Source organism: Actinoplanes siamensis, from assembly GCF_016862395.1.
In the GTDB taxonomy this organism is placed as follows: Bacteria; Actinomycetota; Actinomycetes; order Mycobacteriales; family Micromonosporaceae; genus Actinoplanes; species Actinoplanes siamensis.
Window position 1 is genome coordinate 65,138 of record NZ_BOMW01000035.1, and the last position, 14,516, is coordinate 79,653.

15 protein-coding genes are annotated in these 14,516 nt (G+C 71.0%); 8 read left to right on the forward strand and 7 right to left on the reverse strand.

All coding sequences use genetic code 11. The features are described 5' to 3' along the window. The first annotated feature begins 22 nt into the window (after window positions 1-22). The 4 genes from Asi03nite_RS19390 to Asi03nite_RS19405 are packed head-to-tail and all read left to right on the forward strand — an operon-like array spanning window position 23 to window position 2,655. Window positions 23-502 (forward strand): hypothetical protein, encoded by a 480-nt coding sequence (locus Asi03nite_RS19390; RefSeq protein ID WP_203681601.1) that lies wholly within the window; start codon window positions 23-25, stop codon window positions 500-502. A gap of 60 nt (window positions 503-562) precedes the next feature. Continuing rightward, window positions 563-1,201: a hypothetical protein gene (locus tag Asi03nite_RS19395; RefSeq protein WP_203681603.1), complete on the forward strand. Its 639-nt coding sequence runs from the start codon at window positions 563-565 to the stop codon at window positions 1,199-1,201. Between the two features lie 9 nt (window positions 1,202-1,210). Further along, entirely contained in the window at window positions 1,211-2,458 is a 1,248-nt protein-coding gene (gene xseA, locus Asi03nite_RS19400) for an exodeoxyribonuclease VII large subunit (protein WP_203681605.1), read from the forward strand. After that, a complete protein-coding gene (locus Asi03nite_RS19405) occupies window positions 2,455-2,655 on the forward strand; it encodes an exodeoxyribonuclease VII small subunit (protein ID WP_203681607.1) in 201 nt (66 codons plus the stop codon). The genes xseA and Asi03nite_RS19405 overlap by 4 nt, the downstream gene beginning before the upstream one ends. Window positions 2,656-2,797: 142 nt before the next feature. On the opposite strand, the gene Asi03nite_RS38555 is transcribed toward Asi03nite_RS19405, so the two are convergent. Then, entirely contained in the window at window positions 2,798-3,730 is a 933-nt protein-coding gene (locus Asi03nite_RS38555) for a DUF4245 domain-containing protein (RefSeq protein ID WP_307834019.1), read from the reverse strand. Here Asi03nite_RS38555 and glpX point away from each other — a divergent pair. Continuing rightward, window positions 3,654-4,676 carry a class II fructose-bisphosphatase gene (gene glpX, locus Asi03nite_RS19415; protein ID WP_203681611.1) on the forward strand — a complete coding sequence of 341 codons (1,023 nt, stop codon included), beginning with the start codon at window positions 3,654-3,656 and terminating at the stop codon, window positions 4,674-4,676. The two genes, Asi03nite_RS38555 and glpX, sit on opposite strands and share 77 nt — an antisense overlap. A 137-nt stretch (window positions 4,677-4,813) precedes the next feature. Here the strand turns inward: glpX and Asi03nite_RS19420 are convergent, their stop codons facing one another. From Asi03nite_RS19420 to phoH2, 4 genes are all read right to left on the reverse strand, one after another. Beyond that, window positions 4,814-5,431, reverse strand: a complete 618-nt coding sequence (locus Asi03nite_RS19420) for a rhomboid family intramembrane serine protease (protein ID WP_203681625.1) — start codon at window positions 5,429-5,431, stop codon at window positions 4,814-4,816. Window positions 5,432-5,520: 89 nt separating this feature from the next. Next, window positions 5,521-6,294: a S1 family serine peptidase gene (locus Asi03nite_RS19425; protein ID WP_203681628.1), complete on the reverse strand. Its 774-nt coding sequence runs from the start codon at window positions 6,292-6,294 to the stop codon at window positions 5,521-5,523. A gap of 69 nt (window positions 6,295-6,363) precedes the next feature. Further along, window positions 6,364-7,065, reverse strand: a complete 702-nt coding sequence (locus Asi03nite_RS19430; RefSeq protein ID WP_203681631.1) for an aggregation-promoting factor C-terminal-like domain-containing protein — start codon at window positions 7,063-7,065, stop codon at window positions 6,364-6,366. Window positions 7,066-7,304: 239 nt separating this feature from the next. Next, the gene (gene phoH2 / locus Asi03nite_RS19435; protein WP_203681634.1) at window positions 7,305-8,723 is read right to left on the reverse strand and encodes an RNA 5'-3' helicase PhoH2; all 1,419 of its coding nucleotides are present in this window, start codon (window positions 8,721-8,723) and stop codon (window positions 7,305-7,307) included. Window positions 8,724-8,996: 273 nt separating this feature from the next. Between phoH2 and otsB the strand changes: the two genes are divergently transcribed. Beyond that, complete coding sequence (gene otsB, locus Asi03nite_RS19440) at window positions 8,997-9,803, forward strand: trehalose-phosphatase (RefSeq protein ID WP_203681637.1); 807 nt, start codon at window positions 8,997-8,999, stop codon at window positions 9,801-9,803. 308 nt (window positions 9,804-10,111) lie between these two features. Here the strand turns inward: otsB and Asi03nite_RS19445 are convergent, their stop codons facing one another. Then, complete coding sequence (locus tag Asi03nite_RS19445) at window positions 10,112-10,882, reverse strand: isoprenyl transferase (RefSeq protein ID WP_203681640.1); 771 nt, start codon at window positions 10,880-10,882, stop codon at window positions 10,112-10,114. A 191-nt stretch (window positions 10,883-11,073) separates the two neighbouring features. Further along, entirely contained in the window at window positions 11,074-12,879 is a 1,806-nt protein-coding gene (locus Asi03nite_RS19450; protein WP_203681643.1) for a phosphoenolpyruvate carboxykinase (GTP), read from the reverse strand. Between the two features lie 298 nt (window positions 12,880-13,177). On the opposite strand from Asi03nite_RS19450, the gene Asi03nite_RS19455 reads away from it, so the two are divergent. Then, window positions 13,178-13,942: a sigma-70 family RNA polymerase sigma factor gene (locus Asi03nite_RS19455; RefSeq protein WP_203681646.1), complete on the forward strand. Its 765-nt coding sequence runs from the start codon at window positions 13,178-13,180 to the stop codon at window positions 13,940-13,942. Window positions 13,943-13,994: 52 nt separating this feature from the next. After that, window positions 13,995-14,498 carry a GtrA family protein gene (locus Asi03nite_RS19460; RefSeq protein ID WP_239102782.1) on the forward strand — a complete coding sequence of 168 codons (504 nt, stop codon included), beginning with the start codon at window positions 13,995-13,997 and terminating at the stop codon, window positions 14,496-14,498. The last annotated feature ends 18 nt before the right edge of the window (window positions 14,499-14,516 follow it).

Consider the following 14,516-nt stretch of genomic DNA (forward strand, 5'->3'; position numbering starts at 1 on the left):
CCCGGGTGGTAGAGATCCACCCATGACGACGGCCGGAAAGCTCGCCGACCACCCCGTCCGCGTGATGATCGGCGCCGGGACGGGTGTGCTCGGCGCGCTCGCCCTGCTGCTCACCCCGGCCGGGCTGGTGCTGCTGGCCGCCGGCGGCACGCTGATCTTCTGGCATCGACTTCGGCCTCCGGCCTCGTTCGCCCTGGTGGGCGCGGTGGCCGGTGCGGTGGCGGGCCCGCTCGCGACCCTGGGGGTACGCACTGAGCAGGTCTGCTGCATGTTCGCCTGGTCCGAGGAGCGGGGCTGGCCGTACGCCTGGCTGTCCCGGTCGGCGGGCGCGGACAGCCTGGCGGAGGCGCACCGGCTGGCCGTAGCGGCCGGCTGGCACCCCGACCCGGCGACGCTGATCACGGATGCGGTGCTCTGGGCGTACACGAGTTTCCTGGTCTTCGTCGCCATCGGCCTGGTCTGGCGCATCGTCCGGGAGCGACGGCGGCGCCGGCCGTTGTGACTTGCAGCTTTTGATCCGTTTCGCCCCATAGATACGCTAAAGGGCGGGATACTCGGGTTCATGAGCGTCGAGCGGGACGACGGGTGGCCCTCGGTCCCGACCGTGCTGCGGGTGATGACCGGCTGGCTGCTCGCCGGGGTCGGCGTGCTCGGCCTGGTCACCGGCGTCGACGGCACGGCGTACGTGGTGTTCCACGTGGTGGTGACGCTCGGTGGGATGGTCCTGCTGGCCCTGCACCGGGTCCGGCCCAGCCGCGCCGGATGGATCGTCGCCGGTGTGGTGGGGCTGGCCGGGCCGGGACTCGGGCTGCTGGTCACCACGGCCCGGTGCTGCCTGGCCGGATATCCGCAGCGGCGCGGCCTGCCCTATCCGTTCCTCGGCACCGGCGCGGGGGTGCACGCCGACCCCTGGTACCTCGGCGCCGACCTGGTCTTCTGGTGCTGCGCGGGACTGGTGACCCTGGTGCCGGTGCGGGCGGTGGAGAAGCTGCTGCCGGAGCGGCGCACGCCGGTGGACCTGACCGAGTACGTCGCCCGGCACGACGGGGAGGACGGCGGGCGCGTGGCGGAGGGCGGGCCGGCCGGGGACGGCCGGCACACCCGGGACGGCGCGGGTGCCGGGGAGCCGGCCGCGCACGCCGAGTCGCGCGCCTACGTGGCGCAGCATCGCGCCGACGAAAATGTCGGTGGGCTGTCCTAGTCTGGCCGGGTGAACGAAGCCCAGGCCGCCGCCACGCCGCCCAAGAGCACCGCCGACGATCCGTGGCCGGTGCGCGTGGTCAGCCAGAAGATCGGCGCCTGGATCGCCAAGCTCGGCTGGGTCTGGGTGGACGGCCAGGTCGCGCAGATCAGCCGGCGCGCCGGCTCCGGCGGCATCGTCTTCCTGACCCTGCGTGACCCGGCGGCCAACCTGAGCCTGACCGTCACGCTGCACCGGGACGTGCTCGAGGCCGGCGCGCCGGACCTCGACGAGGGCGCCCGGGTGACGCTGCACGCCAAACCCGAGTTCTATCCGGCGCGCGGCACGCTGAGCCTGCGCGCCGACGAGATCCGCCAGGTCGGCCTCGGCGAGCTGCTGGTCCGGCTGGAGCGGCTGAAGAGACTGCTCGAGGCGGAGGGCCTGTTCGCCGCCGAGCGCAAGCGCCGGCTGCCGTTCCTGCCCACCCGGATCGGCCTGATCACCGGGCAGAACACGGCGGCCGAGCGGGACGTGCTGATGAACGCGAAACGCCGCTGGCCGGCCGCCGAGTTCCGGGTGGCGCACGTGTCGGTGCAGGGGCCGAACGCGGTGCCGCAGATTCTCGGCGCGCTCAAGGTGCTCGACGACGACGAGAGCGTCGAGGTGATCGTGATCGCCCGGGGCGGCGGCAGCGTGGAGGACCTGCTGCCGTTCTCCGACGAGGCGCTGTGCCGGGCGGTGTTCGCCGCGCGCACCCCGGTGGTCAGCGCGATCGGCCACGACCCGGACACCCCGCTGCTGGACTACGTGGCCGACTTCCGCGCGTCCACCCCGACCGACGCGGCCAAGCGGATCGTTCCCGACCTCGCCGAGGAGCTGCGGCTGATCGACCACGCCCGGCAGCGGCTGGACCGCGCGGTGCTCAGCATGATCGGCCGGGAGCAGCAGCGGATCGAGGCGTGGCGGTCCCGGCCGGTGCTGGCCCGGCCGGAGTCGCTGATCGAGCAGCGGTCCGCCGAGGTGACCGCGTTGCGCGACCGGGCCGGCCGCAGCCTGGAACACCGGGTGCGCCGCGCCGACGACGAGCTGCGGCACACGCTGGCCCGGCTGCGCGCGCTGTCGCCGCTGGCCACGCTGCAGCGCGGCTATGCGATCGTGCAGCGCGGCGACGGGCACGTGGTGCGGGCGGCCGGCGAGGTGGCCGCGGGCGACCCGCTGCGGGTGCGGCTGGCCGAGGGCTCACTGACGGCGACTGTGGTTTCGGGAGAGGGCGAATGAGCGACGAGAGTCTCAGCTACGAGCAGGCGCGGACCGAGTTGGCCGAGGTGGTCGGGCGGTTGGAGCAGGGCGGCGGCAGCCTGGAGGAGTCGCTCGCGCTGTGGGAGCGCGGTGAGCGGCTCGCCGACGTCTGCCAGCGCTGGCTGGACAACGCCCGCGACCGGATCGACGCCGCGCGGGCCGCCCGGGCGGAGTGACCCAGCCGCCCGGCCGAGGTGACCAGGCTGCCTCGGCGGAGCGACCGGCTACCGCGAAGTGAGCCGCCCGCCACGGAATGCATCGACCGGGCGCCGCGGAACGCGATGGCCGCGGGCCCCGCGGGCCGCGGCCGGGCGCGGGTCACTTCAGGGAGGCGGCCAGTTTCTCCAGGTTCGCCTGCTCGGACTTGCCGACGATCAGGATCGTGCGGTTGGCTTCGGTGGAGACCAGCGCGACCTCACCCGGCCGCCCGCTGTAGACCAGCCAGGCGCCCGCGTCGGTGCGGTAGGTGCCGGTCCGCTTGCCGTCCTTGCCGACCTCGGCCGGCAGCAGCGTGTCCGCCGGGGTGGTGCTCTCCACCAGCTGAACCGGGTCACCGTCCGGGTCGACGTAGCCGATGCGCAGCGTGGCCCCGGCCTTCTCGTGCTTGAAGGTGGCCGCAGTGACGTGCCAGTCCTGGTCCAGACCCGCCGGGGCCAGCACGGTGAACTCCTTCGAGGCCTGCTGGATCGACGGGGCCGGGTCGACGGTCAGCGGCTTGTCGCCGTCGAGCACCACCCGGTAGAAGATCAGCAGCAGCGCGATCGGCACGATCAGCACGATCAGCGACAGGGCCATGTCCCGTGGCGACCGGCCCTCCCGCTTGGAAAGGCGCGGCTGGGAGGCCGCAGAGGCGGCCGGCTGAGGAGCGACTGGCTCAGAGGCGACCGGCTGAGCGGCCGCGGGCTCAGGGGCGACCGGCTCGGCCGGCTCCGAGGCGGCCGCGGAGGCACGCCCGGACGCAGCCGGCGAGGCCGATGCGGGCCCGGACGGCTCAGGAGGCGAAGCCGCGCCGGCCTGAGGCCGGGCGGGCTCGCCCGGCTCGCCCGGCGTGGTCGAGGTAGCAGCGGGTTCCACCTGCTCATTGTTAACCATGTCGCTGAACCGGGACTTGGCACGTCCTCGGATGCCAGGATCAGGGGAACCACCAGCCCCGCAACGACGCGAGGAGGCCGACATGCCTGCCCGGTTCCCCCAGGACCTCGACCGCAACATCGCCCTCGACCTGGTCCGCGTGACCGAGGCCGCCGCCATGGCCGCCGGTCGATGGGTCGGACGCGGCGACAAGAACGGCGGTGACGGCGCGGCCGTCGACGCCATGCGCAAGCTCATCAACTCGATCCAGATGCAGGGCGTCGTGGTGATCGGCGAAGGGGAGAAGGACGAGGCCCCGATGCTGTTCAACGGCGAGCGGGTCGGTGACGGCACCGGGCCCGAGGTGGACGTCGCGGTCGACCCGATCGACGGGACCACGCTGATGAGCAAGGGCATGCCCGGCGCGGTGTCGGTGCTAGCGGTCGCCGAGCGCGGGGCGATGTTCGACCCCAGCGCGGTGTTCTACATGGACAAGATCGCGGTCGGCCCGGACTGCGCCGACGTGATCGACATCAACGCCGGCACCGCGGAGAATCTGCGCCGCATCGCGAAGGCGAAGCGGTCCAGCGTCTCGGACGTGACCGTGTGCATTCTGGACCGGCCGCGGCATGCTCGGCTGGTCGAGGAGGTCCGCCGGGCCGGGGCGAACATCAAGTTCATCTCGGACGGTGACATCGCCGGCGCGATCTCGGCGGCTCGCACGGAGTCCGACGTCGACGTGCTGATGGGCATCGGGGGCACGCCTGAGGGCATCACCGCGGCGTGCGCGATCAAGTGCCTGGGCGGGATGATCCAGGCGAAGCTGTGGCCGCGGGACGAGGCGGAGCGGCAGAAGGCGCTCGACGGCGGCCACGACCTGGACCGGGTGCTCACCACCGACGATCTGGTCACCGGCGACAACTGTTTCTTCGTGGCGACCGGGGTGACCTCCGGTGACCTGCTCAAGGGCGTGCGGTACCGCTCCGGCGGCGCACACACCCAGTCGATCGTGATGCGGTCGAAGAGCGGGACGATCCGGGTGATCGACTCCTACCACCGGCTGGAGAAGCTGGCGCTCTATTCCGCTGTGGACTTCGACGGCCATCTGCCGGCCGTGTCGCACTGACGGACGTGGGAGGCGGCCCGCGGGCCGCCTCCCACGATCTCGGCAGCGTGCCCAACAGGGGCACCACCCCTCAGCACCGCGTGCGTAACAGGAGCACCACCCCTTCAGCACCGCCGGCAGAACAAGAACACCGCGCCTCAGAACCGCCTGCGGAAGACGAACGCCGCGATGAAACCGCCGACCAGCCCGAGCGCGTGCCCCTGCCAGGAGATCGCCCGATCGGTCGGCAGGATGTTGTAGATCTGGTACCAGTAGAGGAGCCCGATGAAGGCGGCCACGGCCAGGCTCCACCAGCTGCGCTCGGTCAGGCCCCGGGCGAAGAGCAGCCCCAGGTAACCGAAGATCACGCCGCTGGCGCCGACCACGACGCTGCCCGGGTCGCCGACGAACCACACGCCCAGGCCGCTGACCAACATGATGGTCAGCGTCGACCAGATGAACCGACGCGCGCCGCCGGCCAGCGCGAACGTGCCGACCAGGATCAGCGGCACCGCGTTGCCGTAGAGGTGGTCCCAGCCCGCGTGCAGGAACGGGCTGAACAGGACGCCGTCCAGGCCGTGCGGGTCGTGCGGGATGATGCCGCCGGCCACGTCGAGCGTGCCGGAGCCGAGGGCCACGTCGAGCGCCTCGATCAGGAAGAGGACCGGGATGACCGCGCACATGGTGACGAACGCTCGCCCCATGGACGCGTAGAACGCCTCGGTGCCGAATCTGGAGGCTTCGTCGTTACGCAGTTCGGGCAGCCCGTAACTCATACCGCCAATGGTGCCGGGCAGCGGCCCGTCCGACCACCCGGGAAGAAAGCCGCGGGCGCGTGGAACAGAAGCCCAGCAGAGACGAAGGCTCAGGAGGAAAGCTTGGCGATGGCCGCCAGAATAGCCGTACGAAACCGGGAGATCTGTGTGTAAACCCCCGGATAGGCATCCCGGGCACAGCCCAGCCCCCAGCTCACGATCCCCACCTGCTCCCACCCGCTCCGTCCGCGCCGCACCATCGGCCCGCCGGAGTCGCCCTGGCAGGTGTCCACCCCGTGCCGCCCCGCGCAGATCGAGTCCTCCTTGACGAGCGTCACCTTCGCCGCCAGATACGCCTTGGCGCACGTGTCGTCCGGAATCGTGGGCACGGTCGCGTAGTGCAGCCGCCGCTCCTGGCGCAGCGCGCCCTCCCTGGTCTGCCCCCACCCCATCACGGTGACCTGGCCCTGATCGCCGGAGGCGTCCGGGACCAGGCCGATGGCGGGCAGCCGCAGCACCCGGTCGAGTTTGACCACCGCCCAGTCGTCGCCGCGGGTCTCGGTGGTGAACCCGGGCGCGCGGATCACCTCGACCGAGCGCGCGGTGAGCGCGTTGCGCGCCTTGAGGTCCGTCACCCCGGCGGTCACCAGGATCTTGGTGTTCGGCCCGGTCGGCCCGACGCAGTGGCCCGCGGTCAGCACCACCCGGGGCGCGGTCAGCGTGCCGCCGCAGCCCATCGAGAGCCGGACCGCCCACGGGAATTCGCCGGATTTGGCCACGGCGCCGCCGACCACCTCGAGGGTCGGCCGTCCGGTGGCATGGGCCGGCACGTCACCGGCGGCGAGGGCAACCACCACGGCGAGCAAGGTGACAATTCGGACCATGCGGACATTTGATCACAATAGACAGGGCCGCGCGATCAAGCCGCGCGGCCCCGTCCCACGAATGTGAACTCAGTACCAGCCGGAGCTCTCCGAGTGGTTCCACGCCCCACACGGGGTGTTGTAGCGGTCCTCGATGTACCCGAGACCCCACTTGATCTGGGTGGCCGGATTCGTCTTCCAGTCGCTGGCGACCGACGCCATCTTGCTGCCCGGCAGCGCCTGCGGAATCCCGTAGGCGCCGGAGCCGCTGTTGAGGGCCTTGTAGTTCCAGCCGCTCTCGCGCTTCCAGAGCTTGTCCAGGCAGGGGAACTGGTCGATCTTGAAGCCGGCCTCCAGCATCAGCGCGCAGCCGACTCCCCGGCTGCCCGAGTACTCGCTGCAGGACGAGGGGATGTCGCCGGCGTAGGGCACCGCCCCACCGGCCGCCTTGGCCTTCTTCGCCGCCTCGGCCTTCTTCTCGGCCTCGGCCTTCGCGATGACCTGCTTCTCCAGCGTGCGCGCCTTGCCCGCGGCAGCCTTGGCCTCGGTGGCGGCCTTGGCCGCGACGGCGTCCTCGACGGAACGCCGGTACGCGCGGGCCGCGGCGTGGTCGGCCTGACGCTGCTTGATAAGCGCGATCTCCTGGGCGTTCGCCTGCATGACCAGCTGCGGCTCGGCGCCCACCTGCTGATCGTCCCGGTCCTGTCCGAGGTACACACCGCCGCCGAGACCCGCCACCAGCAGACCGACAGACGCCGTGCGAACTCCGAGCCGGCTCCAGAGCCGATTCACGAAGATTCCCTTCGTCGGGGGCAATGACGCGGCACGCCCCCGCGCGGACGCGGTCGGTCGTGCCGCGAGCACCGCCTCACACCCGCGACGGGTTGATCTTCAACGTCACTGCCAAGGCGTGGTGCTCGCCAGACACCATGGCTCAGCATGCGATGGATGTGAAATGCCAGCGCTGATCTGTGAGCTTAGTCACCAGATTTTTCACTACAATTGGGACAAAGGCCCGTGCTGGCGTCACTTCACAGCGGAATGTCCTCCAGTAGGTCGGTGACCACTTCCGCGATCGGCGAACGCTCCGAGCGGGTGAGCGTCACGTGCGCGAAGATGGGATGCCCCTTCAGCGCCTCGATGACCGCGGTGACCCCGTCGTGCCGGCCGACGCGCAGGTTGTCCCGCTGGGCCACGTCGTGGGTCAGGATCACCCGGGAGTTCTGCCCGATTCGCGACAGGACGGTCAGCAGCACGTTGCGTTCCAGCGACTGCGCCTCGTCCACGATCACGAACGCGTCGTGCAGGCTGCGGCCCCGGATGTGGGTCAGCGGCAACACCTCGAGCATGCCCCGGGCGAGCACCTCGTCGACGACGTTGCCGTGCACCACGGCGCCGAGCGTGTCGAAGACGGCCTGCGCCCACGGCGACATCTTCTCCGTCTCGCTGCCGGGCAGATAACCGAGCTCCTGACCGCCGACCGCGTACAACGGGCGGAACACCACCACCTTCTTGTGGCGGTTGCGCTCCATGGTCGCCTCCAGGCCGGCGCAGAGCGCCAGCGCGGACTTGCCGGTGCCCGCCTTGCCGCCCAGCGACACGATCCCGATCGACTCGTCGAGCAGGATGTCCAGCGCGATCCGCTGCTCGGCGGACCGGCCGCGCAGGCCGAAGGCGTCCCGGTCGCCACGGACCAGCTTGACCGTCTTGTCCGGAGTGACCCGTCCCAGGGCCGAGCCGCGCGGTGAATGGATCACCAGACCGGTGTGGCAGGGCAGGCTGCCCGCCTCGTCGACCTCCAGCTCGTCACCCGAGTAGAGGGCGCTGACCTGGTCCTCGCCCAGCTCCAGGTCGGCCATGCCGGTCCAGGTGGGATCGCTGGCCTGGCCGTGGCGGTACTCGTCGGCGGACAGGCCCACCGAGGCCGCTTTGACGCGCAGCGGCATGTCCTTGCTGACCAGCGTGACGTCCCGGCCCTCAGCGGTCAGCCCGAGCGCCACCGAGAGGATCCGGGTGTCGTTCGAGTCGTTGCGGAAGCCCTGCGGGAGCACGCTCTGGTCGGCGTGGTTGAGCTCGACGCGCAGCGTGCCGCCCTCGTCGTTGCAGAGCACCGGCTGGTCCAGCCGGCCGTGCTTGATGCGCAGCTCGTCCAGCATCCGCAGGGACTGCCTGGCGAACCAGCCGAGCTCGGGGTGGTGACGTTTGCCCTCCAGTTCGGAGATGACCACGAGCGGGACGACCACCTCGTGATCGGTGAACCGGCGGAACGCCGCCGGGTCGGACAGCAGGACCGAGGTGTCCAGGACGAAGACCTTGCCGGCCGGGGCGGGCTCGGCTTCGGCGTGCCGGTCGCGCACCGTGCGGCGCGAGGTGGTGGCACGGCTCTTGGTCACCTTGTCGGCCGGGTCGGAAGAAGAGGCGACACCGGCATCGGTACGGCGAGATGTCACAGGCCTGCTCCAGCGGGCGTGCAACCCGCCACCCGCGGTCCGCCACCTCCGGCCGCCGGCACGTGCACAGGGGCGGATTGCGGGCCCTGTGGCGCATGTCATCGCAGGTCCGGGCCGACCGGCTGGCCCGGGATAACCCCGTGCCATGACACAAACGCTAGCGGTCAACACGCTCCCGCGGTAGTGCGCAAAATCGGGCACCGACGGGTGACGCTCGCCCCAGGAGAACTCCAGCCGGCATAAAAGGACACCCTCCCCGGGTAGTCTGGCGACGTGGCAGAGACCGAGCGTCCGACCCATCCCGTGAGCGCTGACGACGCCTGGGCGCGCACCGCCCGCGACGCGTCGGGGACCACGTTCTTCTTCGATTTCGACGGCGTTCTCTCACCGATCACCGAGGATCCGGAGAGTTCACGTCCGGTCGCCGGAATTCCGGAGGTTCTGGACCGTCTGGCCGGCCGGGTCGCCCGGGTGGCGATCGTCTCGGCCCGGCCTGTCACGTTCCTGCGCACGCACTTCGCCTCGCTGGCGCACGTCGATCTTTTCGGCCTCTACGGGCTCGAGGTGTGGCACGAGGGCCAGGTGGTCACGAAGCCGGCCGCGCTGAGCTACGAGAAGCCGATGGAGAGGCTGGCCGCCGCCGCCCGCGCCGCGCTGCAGAGGCCGGTCGAGGTGGAGTACAAGAGGCTCGCCGTCGCCCTGCACTACCGCAAGGACCCGGCGCGCGCCGCCCAGGTCGAGAAGTGGGCGCTGGAGCAGGCCGAGGAGCACGGGCTGCTGATCCAGCGCGGTCGCATGGTGGTCGAGCTGAAGCCGCCGGTCGACCAGGACAAGGGCATGGTGATCACCGAAGGGGTCCGCGACGCGGGGTGCGCGTGGTACTTCGGGGATGACATGTCGGACATCAAGGCCTTCGACGCGTTGCGGGCGCGGGAGGCGGTCGACCCGGCGTTCTTCGGCATGGCTGTCGCGGTGGCGAACAACGAGACGGGCGCCGAGGTGTCCAGCGCCGCCGACCTGACCCTCGACTCGCCCACCGCGGTCGCGAAGTTCCTCACCGCGGGCCTGGACCGCTTCTGACCCAGGATCAAAACACCATTGCGGCGGTACGCACGGTGGGCACGCCCGCGGGTCCGCCGCCGGCTCTCGCAACGGTACGGGCCGTGAGCGCGCCCGGGGTCCGCCGCCGGCTCTCGCGACGGTACGGGCCGTGAGCGCGCCGGCCGCTCTCGCGACGGCGTGGGCGCCCGTGGAGCGGCCGCCGGCTTCGCGGTGGCACGGGTGACGGGCCGCGCCGGTCACCCCGCCGCCGGGTCACTCCGGCGTCGTCACGAGCGGGCTCTCCCCGCGTACCCCCATCGATCGGATGGCGCTCGGGAAAATGCCGGTCAGGCGCCGTAGCGACGCTGGCGACTGGCATAGGAGCGCAGCGCCCGCAGGAAGTCGATGCGCCGGAAGTCGGGCCAGTTGGCGTCGTGGAAGTAGAACTCCGAGTGCGCCGACTGCCAGAGCAGGAAGCCGGACAGCCGCTGCTCGCCGCTGGTGCGGATGACCAGGTCGGGGTCGGGCTGGCCACGGGTGTAGAGGTGCTCGGCGATGTGCTCGACGTCGAGGATCTCGGCAAGCTCCTCGAGCGTGCCGCCGGACGCCGCGTGCTCCTGCAGCAGGGAGCGGACCGCGTCGGTGATCTCGCGCCGGCCGCCGTAGCCGACCGCCATGTTGACCTCGACGCCGCCGCTGCGGTCCTGCGTCTTCTCCTGCGCGGCCTTGAGCGCCGCCGCGGTGCCGGCCGGCAGCACGTCGAGCGCGCCGACCATGCGCAGCCGCCAGGGGTTGCCCTGCTCGGCCAGCTCGGTCGCGAGGTCCTCGATGATCTTCACGAGCGGGTCGAGCTCGGCGGCCGGGCGTTGCAGGTTGTCGGTCGCCAGCAGGTAGAGCGTGACGTGCTCGATACCGGCCTGGTCACACCAGGTGAGCAGGTCCTTGACCCGGACGGCGCCGACGCGGTGGCCGTCGTTCGGGTCGACGAAGCCCATCTCGCGGGCCCAGCGGCGGTTGCCGTCGCACATCACGCCGACATGGCGGGGCACCGGCTTGCCCACCAGTTTCCTGGCGAGGCGCCGTTCGTAGAAGGAGTAGACCAGCGAGCGCAGACTCATCACCGCAAAGCGTAGCCACCCCCGCCGCACACTCAAGCGGCGGCGGTGCGGCGTGGAACCATCCGGGCCTGGATAAACCTGATCGTGCAACGCGGGACCGGCCGTCCGGCCGAACGGCTGTTCGCCAAAGCGTTATACAAAACCGCCCGCGCCCGCCCGCGCCGTTGCGGGCGGGCGCGGGCGGAGCCGGGTCAGGCGTCGGCCAGCCGCGCCCGCAGCGCGTCCAGCTCGGCCCAGAGCACCGCGGGCAGCTTGTCACCGAACTTCTCGAACCACTCGGTGACCTGCGGCAGCTCCGCCAGCCACTCGTCCTTGTCGACGCGCAGCACCGCCTCCAGATCGGCCCGGGGAAGGTCGAGGCCGGTCAGGTCGAGTGAGTCCGGGGTGGCGACGTGCCCGATCGGGGTCTCCACCGCGTCGGCCCGGCCGTCCAGCCGCTCGGCGATCCACTTGAGCACCCGGCTGTTCTCACCGAAGCCGGGCCAGAGGAACCGGCCGTCGTCGCCGCGCCGGAACCAGTTCACGTAGAAGACCCTGGGCAGCTTGGACGCGTCGCCGGACGCGCCCTTGGCCATGTCGATCCAGTGCTGGAAGTAGTCGCCGGCGTGGTAGCCGATGAACGGCAGCATCGCCATCGGGTCGCGGCGCACCACGCCCACCTGGCCCACCGCGGCCGCCGTCGTCTCCGAGGAGAGCGTGGCGCCCAGGTACACCCCGTGCACCCAGTCGCGGGCCTCGGTCACCAGCGGGATCGTGGTCTTGCGGCGGCCGCCGAACAGGATCGCGTCGATCGGCACGCCGCGCGGGTCGTGGTACTCCTCCGCGAGGATCGGGCACTGCTCGATCGGGGTGCAGAAGCGGCTGTTCGGGTGGCTCGACGGCGCCGGGGACGCCGGCGTCCAGTCCTGTCCCTTCCAGTCGGTCAGGTGCGCGGGCGGCTCGCCCATGCCCTCCCACCAGATGTCGCCGTCGTCGGTCAGCGCGACGTTGGTGAAGACGGAGTTGCCCTTCGCGAGCGTGCGCATCGCGTTCGGGTTGGTGTGGAAGTCGGTGCCGGGCGCGACGCCGAACAGCCCGAACTCCGGGTTGGTGGCCCACAGCCGGCCGTCCGAGCCGAACCGCATCCAAGCGATGTCGTCGCCGACCGTCTCCACCTTCCAGCCGGGCAGGGTCGGCTCCAGCATGGCCAGGTTGGTCTTGCCGCAGGCCGACGGGAAGGCGCCGGCGATGTAGCGGACCGTCCCCTCCGGCGAGGTCAGCTTCATGATCAACATGTGCTCGGCGAGCCAGCCCTCGTCCCGGGCGGCCACGCTGGCGATGCGCAGCGCGTAGCACTTCTTGCCGAGCAGCGAGTTCCCGCCGTACCCGGAGCCGTACGACCAGATCTCCCGGGTCTCCGGGAAGTGCGAGATGTACTTGGTCTCGTTGCACGGCCAGGCGACGTCGCCGCGGCCGGGCTCCAGCGGCGCGCCGATCGAGTGCAGGCAGGGCACGAAGTCCGCGTCGTCGCCCATCGCGCTCAGGACCTCGGCCCCCATCCGGGTCATGATGCGCATGCTCGCCACGACGTACGGGCTGTCGGTGAGCTCGACCCCGAACATCGGGTTCTCAGCGTTCAGCGGGCCCATGCAGAACGGGACGACGTACATCGTCCGGCCCCGCATCGAGCCCCGGTACAGCTCGGTCATCCGGGTCTTCATCTCGGCCGGCGCCATCCAGTTGTTGGTCGGTCCGGCGTCGGCCTCGTCGGCCGAGCAGATGAACGTGCGTTCCTCGACCCGTGCCACGTCGGACGGGTCGGTACGCGCCCAGAACGAGTTGGGTCTGCGCTGCGGGTCGAGGCGGACCAGCGCGCCGGACTCGACCAGCTGGTCGGTCAGCCGGGTCCACTCGGCTTCCGAACCGTCGCACCAGACGATCCGGTCGGGCGTTGTCAGGGCGGCGACCTCGTCGATCCACGCCAGCAGGCGCGGATGCGAGGTGTGGGGGTGAGACAAAGTGAAGCTCCTTCGGTCGGCACTGACCAATGACGGGACAGCCGGTGAGCTGGCTGATGTCACGGGAGTCACATCAGGTTAAGCCTGATACCCATACGGTTCATCGGCTGAACCTGTGGACAACCGCACAATCTTTGGTTGCGGTGCGCATTTGCGATCGATTCTTCGGCGCTTGACGCAGGAGCGCGCAGTCACGCCAGCCACACCGTTAGTCTCGACAACTTTCGCAAAAAGGACAAAGCACCGTACACTTTCACCTAATCGGGCTTTCCTCGCAGTTCCTGCCACAGGAGGCGGAATGACGACCCCGGGCAACGACGTGGACTCGGACACGGATCTACTCGCGGCCGTCCGGGCCGGCGACACCGCCGCCTACGGCACGCTCTACGAGCGGCACTACCCGGCGGCTCGGCTGTTCGCCTACAGCCTGGCGCGCGACCCCGCCGACGCCGACGACCTGGTCGCCGAGACGTTCGCCAAGGTGTTCGCGTCGCTGCGGGCGGGCCGTGGCCCACTCATCGCCTTCCGCGCCTACCTGCACACCACCATGCGGCACGTCTGCTACCGGCGCGCCCGCACGGACCGGCGGCTGGAGTTCACCGACGACCTGACCCGGTACGACGCCGGCGAGCCGTTCATCGACCCGGCGCTGGACCGGCTGGAGCGCACCTTCGCCGCCGCCGCGTTCCGCCAGCTCCCGCCGCGCTGGCGGGACGTGCTCTGGCAGACCGAGGTGGAGGGCAGCACCCCGGCCGAGCTGGCCCCGCGGATGGGCCTGACCCCGAACGCGGTGGCAGTCCTGGCCCACCGGGCCCGGGAGGGGCTGCGCAGCCTCTATCTCCAGCAGCACGTCACCGCGGCCGAGCACCCCGAGTGCCGGTGGGCCGGCGAGCGGCTGGGCCCGCAGGTGCGCGGCCGGCTCGCCCCGCGCGACGCGCACCGGATGCGCACCCACCTCGGCCGCTGCGCGGAGTGCCGGGGCCGGCTGGCCGAGATCCGCGAGATCGACAGTTTTCGTCACAATACGTATCGGCAACGTGACCATGCGGGTACGGCTGGTTGAGACTGTGCAACGAGGTCAGCGCAGCGTGCCGGGCGACGGTACTGTCGGTCGCGTGCCCCCGACCTCATCGCGGCCCCGAGGCCTGCGCAGCCGGTTACGCGCCCTGGCGCGGGAGGCGGGCAAGTTCGGGACGGTCGGCGGCCTCGCCTTCGCGATCGACCTGATCGTCTTCAACGTGCTGCTCGGCGCCGGCAGCGAGACGCTGACCGCCAAGACGCTCTCCACGATCGTGGCGACCACCCTGGCGTTCTTCGGCAACCGGTTCTGGACCTGGCGCGACGGCGCACACCCCCACATGGCCCGGCAGTACACGACGTTTTTCGTGCTCAACGCCATAGGACTGGGCATCGCGTTGGCCTGCCTGGCGATCAGCCACTACGGTCTCGGCGAGATCTGGCCGGCGTTGCAGAGCCGGGCGGCGGACAACATCGCGGGTCAGCTCGTCGGCACCGCGATCGGTACCGTCTTCCGATTCTGGTCGTACCGGAAGTTCGTCTTCCGCGCCGACGCGCGGCGGACAGCAGGTGTGACACCGTCGTCACCCACCCTCCAGTGATTCGGCGCTCGCGCCCTT

Bases quoted from the DNA above. Each gene is read 5' to 3' on its own strand.
- Asi03nite_RS19390 (WP_203681601.1), top strand. From the start codon at position 23: ATGACGACGGCCGGAAAGCTCGCCGACCACCCCGTCCGCGTGATGATC.
- Asi03nite_RS19395 (WP_203681603.1), top strand. From the start codon at position 563: ATGAGCGTCGAGCGGGACGACGGGTGGCCCTCGGTCCCGACCGTGCTG.
- Asi03nite_RS19405 (WP_203681607.1), top strand. From the start codon at position 2,455: ATGAGCGACGAGAGTCTCAGCTACGAGCAGGCGCGGACCGAGTTGGCC.
- glpX (WP_203681611.1), top strand. From the start codon at position 3,654: ATGCCTGCCCGGTTCCCCCAGGACCTCGACCGCAACATCGCCCTCGAC.
- Asi03nite_RS38555 (WP_307834019.1), bottom strand. From the start codon at position 3,730: ATGGCGGCGGCCTCGGTCACGCGGACCAGGTCGAGGGCGATGTTGCGG.
- Asi03nite_RS19420 (WP_203681625.1), bottom strand. From the start codon at position 5,431: ATGAGTTACGGGCTGCCCGAACTGCGTAACGACGAAGCCTCCAGATTC.
- Asi03nite_RS19425 (WP_203681628.1), bottom strand. From the start codon at position 6,294: ATGGTCCGAATTGTCACCTTGCTCGCCGTGGTGGTTGCCCTCGCCGCC.
- Asi03nite_RS19445 (WP_203681640.1), bottom strand. From the start codon at position 10,882: ATGAGTCTGCGCTCGCTGGTCTACTCCTTCTACGAACGGCGCCTCGCC.
- Asi03nite_RS19455 (WP_203681646.1), top strand. From the start codon at position 13,178: ATGACGACCCCGGGCAACGACGTGGACTCGGACACGGATCTACTCGCG.